The sequence below is a fragment of the Rheinheimera sp. genome (assembly GCF_965283995.1).
In the GTDB taxonomy this organism is placed as follows: domain Bacteria; phylum Pseudomonadota; class Gammaproteobacteria; order Enterobacterales; family Alteromonadaceae; genus Pararheinheimera.
The window spans coordinates 11,830-23,978 of record NZ_CBDIQG010000001.1 but is presented as its reverse complement, the minus strand read 5'-3'; the positions used below and the strand labels follow the sequence as shown (position 1 = coordinate 23,978).

Sequence of the window (12,149 nt, the reverse complement as noted above, 5' to 3'; positions counted from 1 at the left end):
GATGTCTTTGAATACACATATTGCTTATTGCCTATCGCCACTCGGCGCGCTGGAGATCCACGCCAGTCCGGCCGGCTTGCATGCAGTGCATTTCCCCTCAGTGCAGCAAGATCGCAGTCTGGCCGGCGCCCGGCATGCTGATTTGCCAGCAGTTAGCGCCGCGGTTGAGCCATTTGAGCTGCTGAACCTGCGAAGTGATAATGCCACCGAGCCGCTATTAAAAGAGGCCGCAAACCAGCTCCGGCAATATTTCGCCGGTGAGCGCCAAACTTTCGAGCTGCCCCTCGCCGCTGCCGGAACTCCATTCCAACAGCAGGTCTGGCAGCAACTGTGTCAGATCCCATTTGGCCATACCCAAAGTTACGGTGAACTGGCGCAGCGGCTTGGCAATAAAAATGCGATGCGCGCCGTTGGCGCGGCCAACGGTCGCAATCCAATCGCGATTATTGTGCCTTGTCACCGAGTGATTGGCGCCGATGGCAAACTAACTGGTTACGCTGGCGGGCTGAACCGGAAAATCTGGTTGTTGCAGCATGAGCAGCGGATTGCCAGCCGCATTCATTCGATTATTTAGAACAAAAATATGGATTCATTGCAATTTTACTTCGATTAGTTTTAGGGTTTACTAAGCCCACTGATGATTGCAGGATTTGTTACTGATGAAAGTACGTCAACTCGCTCAACTCTGGCCCGCCAAACAAGTCTCTGACGGTGCCGGTGTGAAAATCCGCCGCAGCATTGGGCTGCAACCGCAGTGGCGGTTAGACCCATTTCTGATGCTGGATTGTTTTGGCTCTGATGAAGCCGCCGACTATATTGCCGGCTTCCCACCGCACCCGCACCGTGGCTTTGAGACCGTCACTTATATGCTGGACGGGCATATGCTGCATGAAGACCATCTGGGGAATCGTGGCCATCTGAAAAGTGGCGGTGTGCAATGGATGACTGCCGGCCGAGGCATTATTCACTCGGAAATGCCGCAGCAGGAATCCGGTCTGATGCGCGGTTTTCAGCTCTGGCTGAACTTGCCGGCCGTTGAAAAAATGCAGGAGCCGGCTTATCTGGATTTAGATCCGGCACAAATTCCGTTGGCAGAGATCACACAAGGCCTGATTAAAGTCATCGCCGGCACTTTGCAAAGCCCGACAAATGCCGAAGGGCCGCAGCTCCCCGTCACCACTGGCCCGATCCGCGCAGCATCGACACAACCGCTCTATCTGGACCTGCAACTGCACAGTGCGGCTGATTTAACACTGGCAATACCAGCCGGCCACAATGCGCTGGTGTACCCCTATGAAGGTGAAGTCTGGCTCGGCAAGCATCGGGTGCCGCTGCACCATGCCGGGGTGCTCAGTGATGGCGACAGTTTGCAGCTGCGTACAGAGGGTCCGGCGCGGATCATCGTGCTGGCCGGTAAACCGCTGCAGGAACCTGTGGTGCAATATGGGCCATTCGTGATGAACTCAGTGGCTGAAATTGAACAGGCTATTCAGGATTATCAGCAAGGTAGACTGACGGAAGGCGCTGCCAAAGTCCTGCAGATTTAAGCGGCAACGAACGGTACTGATCGAACCAAAGCGCCCGGCGTGAAATCGCGCTGGGCCATTATCCTTCGGGCTTGTATAATGTCATTTTTTGTCACAGGACTCAGGTCACAGGACTATCCCTATGCAATTAATCGGCATTATCGGCGCGATGGAACAGGAAGTTGCGATCCTCAAAGCGCTGCTCAGCAATATTGAAACCACCCGCGTTGCCAGTTTTGAATTTCACCGTGGCCAACTGCAGGGCCATGACGTCGTGCTGGTTCAGTCCGGTATCGGTAAAGTCACCGCAGCCATTGCGACCACCTTATTAATCCAGTTGTTTCAGCCGACTGCAGTGATTAACACCGGCTCTGCCGGTGGTTTTGACCCGGAACTTAATGTCGGCGATATCGTCGTCTCCACCGAATTACGCCATCACGATGTCGATGTGACAGCTTTTGGCTATGAACCAGGCCAGCTACCACGTTTGCCTGCCGCGTTTGCCGCAGATCCGGCTTTAGTTGCCGCCGCAGTGCGCAGTATCAATACGCTGGGATTTTGCAAAACCAAAACTGGCCTGATCACCACCGGTGATGTGTTTATGTGTGAACCGGAACGCATCAATAAAACCCGCGCGACTTTCCCACAGATGCTGGCAGTCGAAATGGAAGGCGCCGCCATCGCACAGGTTTGTTTTCAGCTCAACACGGCATTTGTCGTGATCCGCAGTTTAAGTGATATTGCCGGCAAAGAATCACCAACCTCTTTTGACGCCTATCTGGAAATTGCCTCGAAAAACAGTAGCGCAATGGTGCTGGAGTTGTTGCGCGAATTGCACGCGACAGCCTAAGCAACGATGCAACAACTCGCTGCCCAATACTGGCAACTACTGACGCAGATCCCGGCTTTCGAGCCGGGACTGTTGTTTTTGCTGGTGGTTTTGCTGGCGCAATACGCCGCATTACCGCAGCAATATCAGATCTGGCCGCTGCTACGCCTGCTGGCGCAACGTATTGAACAGAAAGTGAATAAAAGCACTGACAGTCAGTCACAACAGCGACTCGCCGGAGCATTGGCTTTGGCTGTCGTGCTGTTGCCAGTGCTGCTGTTGAGCTGGACCTTGCGGCAGTTGTCAGAATGGCCGGTTGGCTTTGATGCTGTCCTGCTGTATTTGTGTCTGGATTTTCGCAATTACCAATTGCAGGTTCAAACTGCGGCCAGCAGTCTGCAACGCCAGCAGTACCAATTGGCCAAAGATCAGCTGCAAGCTATGCTTCGACGGGAATGCGCACAACTGTCTGCCACCGGTCTGGCCAAAGCCGGCATTGAAGTGCTGGCGCAGCGTCAGGTCCGGCATGCAGTAGCGGTGCTGTTGTGGTATTTGCTCGGCGGCGCGATGTTTGCGCTAAGCTACCGCTTATTGTTGGAGCTACAACAGGCTTGGTCCGGAAAAATACCCAGCCAGCGCGCTTTTAGTGGCGCCGTCAGTGCCTGTGGGCGGCTTTTCACTTTGCCAGCTTTGTGGTTGCATGGCGCACTGGTCGGCATGTTGTACCGATTTCAGCCAACCTTGCGTTATTTTAATTCCAGCCAGAATGCCGGCTTGCCCACTGCGGATCGTTGGTATCTGGCGGCCTGGAGCGCTGCGCTGCAACGCAATCTGGCTGGCCCTGTGATGTATCAGGGCACCAAACTGCGGCGCGAGCGAATTGGTCCACCAGAAAACCCGCAGCTGGCGGATTTACAGCTTGCGCTGCAACTGAGCAGGCAAATTCAGCGCACGATTTTTTTGCTGCTCTGCTGCGGTTTTGCCCTGACCCTACTCTATCAATGGCCACGGCCCTTCTGATGGATCCCACTGGACTTTTGATGAGTTTCTGCGTTATGTTCGCCGCCATACTTCAACAGCTGGTCAAAATATTGGCAACAAAAATGTCTGTGCTGCGCCACAATTTATGCCATTTCCTGCTGTTGTTGCTTATCGGCATGTCTACGCTGCAATCTGTGACAGCGCATACTGAACAGGCAAATCCACCGCTTCTTGCGCCCCTCACCACTGAGCAGGGTCTGATCAGCGGTACCGTCAATCGTCTGCATATCGATAACACCGGCTTTTTGTGGCTGGCTACAGATCGGGGACTGAACCGGTACGATGCCTATAAAGTTCAGCAATTACCTTTGGTCGGTGATACACAGGTTGAACTGGATATATCTCAGGTACTGGAGGACAGTCAGCAACGCTTTTTTGTCGCGGCAAAGAATCAGGGCCTGTATCAGGTTGATCTACAGACGTCAGCAGCAGAACTGCTGACGCCGCTGCAGCAACTGGAGAGCGACACTATCCCGCAACTGTTTGATGTGATTGAACAACAACCCGATTTACTGCTGTTGGCGATTAATAAAGCAGTCTACCAACTGCAATTACCCGGCAAACAGTTGACACAGATTTTTGAATTTGATGGCGGTAATAGCCTGATGTCGCGGGTCCGTTTGCTGAAAAAGTTTAATCAGCTACTGCTCATCGGTACCACCCGTGGTCTCTATGTCTATGATTTAAAAACGCAGCAGCACTGGATGGTTGCGCTGACAGCACAAAGTAGCGAACGTGGCGGACAGATAGTCCGATCGGTGGAAGTCGGCCATGATCTGCTGTACCTCGCGATTGGCAATCAATTTTATCAACTGACCGAAGACCAGTTGCGCCAAAGTGCAGCGGCGCCAATCGCTACAGCGCCGTTTTTAACTGATTTGCAGATTAATAAAATTCTGCCGTACTTCGACAAACTTTTACTTGGCACCAATAAAGGCCTGTATCTGGCCACACCCGGCGTCGCGCAGGCGGAATTACTCTGGCGTTTTACCGATAGCGTGCATGAAGTCGATCAAGACAGCATTACCGATCTGGTCCGCACACCAGATGGCGGCTTTTGGGTGGCCAGTCGATTGCAAGGCGCCTATTACTGGCACCCCCGCAGTACGCATTTTTATCACGTCCGATTGCCCATGCCACCAGCTGAACAGGTGATGTCTGCCCAGCCGGCCGGATACAGCCCCAGAGCGGTTTTGGCGTTGGCCGAAAGCCCGGCAAATCAGCTGGTGCTCGGCACCCTCAATGGTTTAAAACGGCTGGATTTGCCGTCCGGCGCAGTGCAGGATCTGGCCTACCCGGAGCCGTTACCCGCCCTGTTTTCGCGGATTGTGGCGCGTATTTATCCGGACAACGCCGACAAACTCTGGCTGCGTAGTGGCAACTCATTGCATCTGTTCTCTGCCAACAGTGCTGAATTTTTACCGCTACCGCTGCAAGACAGCCAGCAGCAACCGCTGATCCAGCTCCAGGCTGCTGGTCACTGGCGCGACCCTGATGGCGCCTTCTGGTACTACAACGCCGAAGATTATTATCGTTATCAACCCGCAGACGGCTCATTGACGCCTTTCCCTGAGTTAAAACAAGCCGAGCCGCCCCATCGCGCAGGTCGATTCCTCGGTCAGCGTCCGCAGCATCCGGAACAAATTTTTTTCAGCGCATCCGATCGGATTTGGTTGTTTAATCAGCGCGATCGCAGCGTGCAGAAAATCTATGAAGCGATGCCCTATCAACCGGGTCTTGCCCGCCAGGCTGATAAAATGTGTGTCGATGGTCGCGGCGATCTGTGGTTTACCATCAGTGGCCTTGGTTTGCTGGGTTTTGATGGGCAACAGTTAAAACTGAAACATCATCTGCATAAGCAAAACGGTTTACCTAATAACTCCATCTATTCCTGTGAAACTGATTTGAACGGCCAGTTGTGGTTTGCCAGCCAACAAGGTCTGACCCGGCTCGATCCGGCCACGCTTCGACTGGAACCATTCGACAAAAATGATGGTCTGTCCGGCAGCGAGTTCACTTATGCTGCCAGTCTGAAATTGTCTAACGGTAATCTGGCATATGGCACCAATGCCGGCGTCACCTGGTTTAATCCGGCCGAGCTGGTAGAAACACCGCAGAAACCGGCGATTGCTATTACCCATATCGGCGCAATGAATCAGGCCAGGTCCACGTCGCTGAGCAATCTCAACGGCGCGTCGTTCCGGTTTGCTTATGACAGCCTCGGCATTGAGGTCAGTTTCTCCGCGTTGAATTTCCGTGATAATGACAAAATTCAGTATAAATTCTGGCTCGAAGGCAACCGGGACATTCGCTTTCCACAACAACACAACGCCAGTGTCACTTTTCCGCAGCTAGAACCTGGCCTTTATACCTTTCATGTCAAAGCGGTTTCCCCCCACAACGGGCTGGAAAGTGACACTGCCGTGTTAACTCTGCGTATCGATCCGGCGCCCTGGTATTCGCCGGCAGCACTGGCCAGCTATGCCGTGCTGGCACTGATCCTGCTATTTCTATGGCAGCACAATCGTTTGGCACAAAAGCGCTTGCTGGCGCAGGCGCATTACAAAGTGAAGGCCAGTGAGCAGCGGCTGAAACAGGCACTGGAAGCTGTCAACAGCGGCGTGTGGGATTATCTGGTGCCTAAAAACAGCATGTATGCCCAGCGTGTGCACGCGATGCTCGGTTACAGCGAAGAGTTAAACCCACTGTCGATGCAACAACATCTGGCCCTGATCCATCCGGACGATCGCGACAGCTATCAACAGGCCTGGAGTAAGTTTGTCAGTGCACCTGATCGCAGTTTTGATTTTACTTATCGCATGCAGCATAAAAATGGCAGCTGGTTGTGGTTCCGCGATATCGGCAAAGTGACAGAGACCAACAGTAGTCAGGCCTTACGGGTCATCGGCACCTACAGCAATATCACCGAAACACGGGCCACTAAAGAAAAAGCGCGGTTATTTGGCGAAGCATTCCAGCAAACCCGCGACTGGGTGGTATTGCTTGATCCGGAGCAACGGGTTCTCGCCGCCAACCAGTCGTTTGCCGATGTGTTTGGCAACATGGATGATTATCTCAGCAATCCGCGTGTGCATGAACTAGGCATCAGTCTGAGCCGACGGCGCTTTTACACGCGACTGCTCAGTGGGATGCAGGCCAATCAGCACTGGCAGGGTGAAGAGCTGGTCTTAAGCCCGGACGGCACCGAGCGCCCCACTTTATTAAACATCAGTGCGGTGGGTGACGACGAGCGGGTCGATTTTTATGTATTAGTGTTCACCGATATCACAGCACAGAAACAAGCCGAAGATGATCTGCGCTATCTGGCGAATTACGATGCACTGACCGGCTTGCCAAACCGCGCGCTGCTGATGGACCGCATTCTGCACGGTATTGAAACAGCGAAACGGGAAAAACGCTCGCTGGCACTTTGTTTTATCGATTTGGATCGGTTTAAACAGATCAATGACAGTCTGGGTCATGACATCGGTGACTTATTGCTAAAACAAGTCGCGAAGCGTCTGAGCAGCATTTTACGGCTGACTGATACTGTGGCCCGGTTAGGCGGCGACGAGTTTGTCGTGCTGCTGGAAAGCTATAAAAACGACGACAATATCAGCCATGTTGCGCGCAAAATGTTGAAATCAATCGGCGAACCGATGCAGCTTGGTGTGCATTCGGTCAGTGTGTCCCCCAGTATTGGGATCGCTGTGTATCCGGAAGACGCGGCTGACGCCGGCGAGCTACTGAAACACGCAGACGTTGCGATGTACCATGCGAAAGATCTCGGTCGCAATAACTTCCAGTTTTTTATTCAGGAAATGAATGATAAAGCGCACATGCAACTGGCGCGGGAAACCCGGCTGCGCAGCGCCTGGCAACACAATGAATTCCTGAATTATTACCAGCCTATCTACGACAGCGTGCAACAGAAAATTGTCGGAGTCGAAGTGCTGATGCGCTGGCAGGACAGCGACCGTTTAGTGCCACCAAATGATTTTATTCCGCTGGCGGAAGATTTAAGGCTGATCGTGCCAATGACACAGGCGTTGCTGGTCCGGGCGCTGGCGGATCTGCAGCGCTGGCATCAGGCTGGTTTTCCGCTTTATGTGTCAGTGAATCTGTCGCCCAGCCACCTGGAACAGGAAAATCTGGCTTTGGAAACCGCGGCGCTATTGGCGCAATATCAGTTACCGGCCAGTTGCCTGCGTTTTGAAGTGACCGAAAGTGCGCTGATGCAGGCTCATGAAAGTGCCATCGCGACGATGCTGGCGCTGAGTGAACTGGGTGTTCAGCTGGCGTTGGACGATTTTGGTACCGGTTATTCCTCGCTGAAATATCTGAAAGAACTGCCAATAGACGGCATCAAAATTGACCGCAGTTTTGTCAAAGATATTGGTATCGATCGCAATGATGAAACCATTATCGACGCCATGTTGAGTATGGCCAGCAGCCTTGGGATGTATTGTGTGGCCGAAGGCGTTGAAACGGAGCAACAACTGGCATTTTTCAGTCAGCGTGGTTGTCACTTAATTCAAGGGTATCTGTTTGGTAAACCGATGGCGGCAGATCAACTGATCCACAAGCTGCAGCAAAATTGAACGCAGTGAAGCCTTCCCAACTCTACCTGGCCGCGGCTTTATTGTTATTGGCTGAAGCCTGTTTTGCCGGTATCGGCGCATTGGTTAAACTGACCAGTGAATCGGCCAGCCAGGTGCAGGTGGTGTTTTTTCGCAATTTTTTTGCGCTGCTGGTCATGCTGCCCTGGATCTACCTGCAAGGCATGCAAATACTGAAAACCGACCGCTGGTATTTACATCTGAGCCGTGCCACGACCGGCATCATTTCAATGTACTGTTTTTTCTATGTGATCAGCCAGTTACCGTTAGCACAGGCGATGCTGGTGTTACTGCTCTCGCCTTTTGTCGTGCCCATTATTGCCCGCTTCTGGTTAAATGAACGGCCGAGTCGTTTAACGTTGTTTGCCATTGGTTTAGGTTTTATCGGCGTCTTTATTGCGATCCCGGTCAGTGGCGCTCCGGGTAATTGGTTGATGTTGGCGATTGGGCTCCTGTCAGCAGTGCTGGTCGCAGTGACGAAAACCACCATCCGTTACATGTCAGATACCGAACCTGCTGCCCGCATCGTGTTTTATTTCTCACTGTTGACGGCCATTATTTCCTTTATTCCGGTGCCATTTGACTGGCATCCGTTGCCGGCAGTCGCCTGGTGGGCTTTTGCCGGGATGGGCGTATTGGCCGCAGCCGGACAAATGGCCATGACCCGCGCCTATGCCTTAGCCCCCGCCAGCGATATCGGCATGTGGACGTACAGCAGCGTCGTCTTTGCCGGATTGTTTGGTTATTTGTTTTGGCAGGAACCGGTCTCTATGGCCTGGTTTGCTGGTGTATTGATTATCTTTTATGCCGGTTATGTCACGAGCCGGCAGCGCTTGATTTGAGCACTGCCGGTCTTACTCAGAACACGCGGTCGTAACTGATGCTTAGCGCATTGGCGTCGCCGTAAGTTTGTTTAAACCACTGACCACCACCATCCTGCCAGTGATCCAGCTGTATTTTGACAGCAGCCGCAGTGCTGACGTCAAACCGCACAACGGCAGAGGATAACCGGTGTTTCTCCTGATCCGCTTCTGTGCTCAGTTCCAGCGGATTGACGGCATTGATTTTTTGCTGATACAAACCGTGCGTCAAATACCAGGCCCAGCCATCGAGCCTTTTGCCGGTCGTCAGGGTATAAGCCAAATCACGGCCATATGACTCGGTTCGGTCAGAGAAAAACAACTCAGCACTGAAAATCCAGTCCTGATAATCCACCAGCCCCGATGCGCCAAACAACATTTGCTCGGCAGGCGCGGACCAGTCTTCATTGTCACTGACCAGACGACTTTGTGTCTCGGATTTCATCAGCATCAGACGGGCTTCAAACCAGTCGCGGTTCATCAGCACTTCTGCGCCAATGATTTTGCGCCAGCGCGTATCGGTTTCACTGTCGATGCCGTTATAAATTTTCATGTAATCATTGTCTTTACGAGTTTCGCTGCCGGCAAATGTATTGACCAAACCACTCCAGTCACCGGCCTGGAAGCTATGATTCCAGTTGATCCCGTTGTAATTAACCGCTTCCCAGCCATAGGTTTGCGGTGGCAGATGCACCCAAGGATAAGTGAAGCTGACATCCTGTTGTTCTGAATAGTAAAACAGAGGTAAGCGTTTGCGGCCAACCTGCAATAAATCATTGTCGCCGAGTTGCCAGCCGGCGTAGACCCACTCCAGATTGGGATCCCAGTCACGGGCGCCGCGACTGACCACCTGCGCGGTCAAACTGAGCTGTTCAGACAGCTGTATATTGCCTTGCAGACCCAATTTCGAGTCGGCAGCAAAATCCCAGCTGCTATCAATGACACCCGACTGCGAAAAATCGGAAATCATACAAGGGCAATTAATCCCGACTTCATTTTGTCCCTGCACCGAGCCGCTCAGCGTTTTGCCGGCAGCCAGCGTCAGAAACCCGCTCCAGTTAAATTCCGCCGCCTGCCCACTTGAGGCAAAAAGCGCACACGCAAGCAAAGGCAAGGCGTGCTGCTTAGGATTCAGCCAATTCATGTTGTTTACTCCGGCAATAGTAAAAGACTAGCCGCGCAACTCAGAACGTTGCCAGCACTTTAACTTTATCGGTGACCGATGCTTTGTCGACATAACCAATAACGCTGGGATTCTGACTGACCAGTTCCAGCATTTCTGCATCGGTACTGATCTCTTTTGGTGGTGTGCCTTTACCGGTAAACACCAGCTTGGACCAATAGGCTTTAATCTGACTGCCGGATTTATTCAGCACCTTCTGATTAAATTGTTCTGTCGTTTTACTGCCTTCTGCCTGACCTAAGGGCAATGCAGCTTTGCCATCCGGAAAGCTTTTACTGCGTCCAAGGTAGATTTGCGCTATGGCTTCAGGATTTAATGCTGCAGCATTGGACGGATGAACAACAACTGCAACTTCGGCGAAAACAGATGCACTGAACAGTGCCAAAGGCACCCAAAGAATTTTCTTCATTTTAAGCTCCACGCTGGCCTTACAACTTTTTTGAAGTGTAGACCAGTATTCTGAACATACTGAACTGAAAGCAAAATTTTACCCAAACGCAAAATTGGCGCGCGGCAGCCACCGAATAAGCTGCACAAGGCTGGTACTTGAGCGGGGTGTCAGTTAAAATACGCGCCTTTTTTCCGTCCGACTTTTTACAGGCATATTCTGACCATGAGCAAAAAGCTGCACATTAAAACCTGGGGCTGCCAGATGAACGAATACGATTCATCCAAAATGGCTGACTTACTGGATGCCACTCATGGCTATACCCTGACTGAAGAAGCAGAAGACGCGGATGTTATTTTATTAAACACCTGCTCTATCCGCGAAAAAGCCCAGGAAAAAGTGTTTCATCAGCTGGGCCGCTGGCGCCCGCTGAAAAAGAAAAACCCGAATTTAATCATTGGTGTCGGTGGCTGTGTCGCCTCGCAGGAAGGCGCTGCCATCCGCGAACGCGCGCCATATGTCGATATCGTGTTTGGTCCGCAAACGCTGCACCGCCTGCCGGAAATGATCAATGCAGTCCGCGGTGACCGCTCCCCGGTAGTCGATGTATCTTTCCCTGAAATTGAGAAATTCGACCGTTTGCCGGAGCCAAAAGCCGAAGGCCCGACGGCCTTTGTATCGATCATGGAAGGCTGCTCCAAATATTGTACTTTCTGCGTGGTGCCTTATACCCGCGGTGAAGAAGTCAGTCGTCCGCTGGATGATGTATTGCTGGAGATTGCGCAGCTGGCCGAGCAAGGCGTGCGGGAAGTCAATCTGCTGGGGCAGAACGTCAACGCCTATCGCGGTGCCACGCACGACGATCAGATCTGTCATTTTTCTGAATTATTGCGACTGGTTGCTGCCATCGACGGTATTGACCGCATTCGTTATACCACATCGCATCCTGTTGAATTCACTGATGATATTATCGAAGTGTATCGCGATATCCCTGAATTGGTTGATCATCTGCACTTACCGGTGCAAAGCGGTTCGGACCGGATCCTGACGCTGATGAAACGCAATCACACGGCACTCGAATACAAAGCCCAGATCCGCAAGCTGAAAAAGATCCGGCCAAATCTGTCGATGTCGTCTGATTTTATCATCGGCTTCCCCGGCGAAACGGCGGAAGATTTTGCCCAGACCATGGACCTTATCAGCACCATTGGTTTTGATATGAGCTTCAGCTTTATTTACAGCGCGCGGCCTGGTACACCGGCAGCAGACCTGCCGGATGATGTGTCGGAAGACGAGAAAAAACAGCGTCTTTACATACTGCAGGACCGCATCAACCAGCAATCGCTGCAGATCGCCCGTAGCATGCTAGGCACTGAACAGCGTATTCTGGTCGAAGGCCCGTCGAAAAAAGATTTGATGGAACTGACCGGCCGCACTGAAAATAATCGGGTGGTGAATTTCGAAGGCACGCCTGATATGATTGGCCAGTTCGTTGATGTCCGGATCACTGATGTGTTTACCAATTCACTGAAAGGTGTGGTGATCAGAACTGAAGCAGAGATGGACCTGCGCCGGGAAATTTCCCCGCAACAAATTATGGCCCGGCAAAACCGGCCAGAAGGCAGCGCCGATACACTCGGTGTCGCTACATACCAACCCTGAACACTGGCTGCAGTCGCTGCAGGCCTGAAGTGTTGATAAGT

The 12,149-nt window shown here is 52.3% G+C and carries 9 protein-coding genes; 7 read left to right on the top strand and 2 right to left on the bottom strand.

Going from position 1 to position 12,149, the window contains the following annotated elements; genetic code table 11:
- The first annotated feature begins 1 nt into the window (after position 1).
- The 6 genes from ACQ66Q_RS00100 to ACQ66Q_RS00075 all read left to right on the top strand — a co-directional run bounded on the left by ACQ66Q_RS00100 (position 2) and on the right by ACQ66Q_RS00075 (position 8,857).
- Positions 2–574, top strand: a complete 573-nt coding sequence (locus tag ACQ66Q_RS00100; protein WP_430454910.1) for a methylated-DNA--[protein]-cysteine S-methyltransferase — start codon at positions 2–4, stop codon at positions 572–574.
- Positions 575–659: 85 nt separating this feature from the next.
- The gene (locus ACQ66Q_RS00095) at positions 660–1,547 is read left to right on the top strand and encodes a pirin family protein (RefSeq protein WP_430454909.1); all 888 of its coding nucleotides are present in this window, start codon (positions 660–662) and stop codon (positions 1,545–1,547) included.
- 121 nt (positions 1,548–1,668) lie between these two features.
- The gene (gene mtnN / locus ACQ66Q_RS00090) at positions 1,669–2,376 is read left to right on the top strand and encodes a 5'-methylthioadenosine/S-adenosylhomocysteine nucleosidase (protein ID WP_430454908.1); all 708 of its coding nucleotides are present in this window, start codon (positions 1,669–1,671) and stop codon (positions 2,374–2,376) included.
- 6 nt (positions 2,377–2,382) lie between these two features.
- Complete coding sequence (locus ACQ66Q_RS00085) at positions 2,383–3,375, top strand: cobalamin biosynthesis protein (protein ID WP_430454907.1); 993 nt, start codon at positions 2,383–2,385, stop codon at positions 3,373–3,375.
- 20 nt (positions 3,376–3,395) lie between these two features.
- A complete protein-coding gene (locus tag ACQ66Q_RS00080; protein WP_430454906.1) occupies positions 3,396–7,997 on the top strand; it encodes an EAL domain-containing protein in 4,602 nt (1,533 codons plus the stop codon).
- A 5-nt stretch (positions 7,998–8,002) separates the two neighbouring features.
- The gene (locus ACQ66Q_RS00075; RefSeq protein WP_430458518.1) at positions 8,003–8,857 is read left to right on the top strand and encodes a DMT family transporter; all 855 of its coding nucleotides are present in this window, start codon (positions 8,003–8,005) and stop codon (positions 8,855–8,857) included.
- A gap of 16 nt (positions 8,858–8,873) precedes the next feature.
- Here the strand turns inward: ACQ66Q_RS00075 and ACQ66Q_RS00070 are convergent, their stop codons facing one another.
- Together ACQ66Q_RS00070 and ACQ66Q_RS00065 are read right to left on the bottom strand one after the other, a co-directional pair.
- Positions 8,874–10,019 (bottom strand): hypothetical protein, encoded by a 1,146-nt coding sequence (locus ACQ66Q_RS00070; RefSeq protein ID WP_430454905.1) that lies wholly within the window; start codon positions 10,017–10,019, stop codon positions 8,874–8,876.
- Positions 10,020–10,059: 40 nt separating this feature from the next.
- Positions 10,060–10,467: a phosphate ABC transporter substrate-binding protein gene (locus tag ACQ66Q_RS00065; protein ID WP_377241261.1), complete on the bottom strand. Its 408-nt coding sequence runs from the start codon at positions 10,465–10,467 to the stop codon at positions 10,060–10,062.
- 204 nt (positions 10,468–10,671) lie between these two features.
- On the opposite strand from ACQ66Q_RS00065, the gene miaB reads away from it, so the two are divergent.
- Positions 10,672–12,108 carry a tRNA (N6-isopentenyl adenosine(37)-C2)-methylthiotransferase MiaB gene (gene miaB / locus ACQ66Q_RS00060; RefSeq protein ID WP_430454904.1) on the top strand — a complete coding sequence of 479 codons (1,437 nt, stop codon included), beginning with the start codon at positions 10,672–10,674 and terminating at the stop codon, positions 12,106–12,108.
- Positions 12,109–12,149 lie beyond the last annotated feature (41 nt).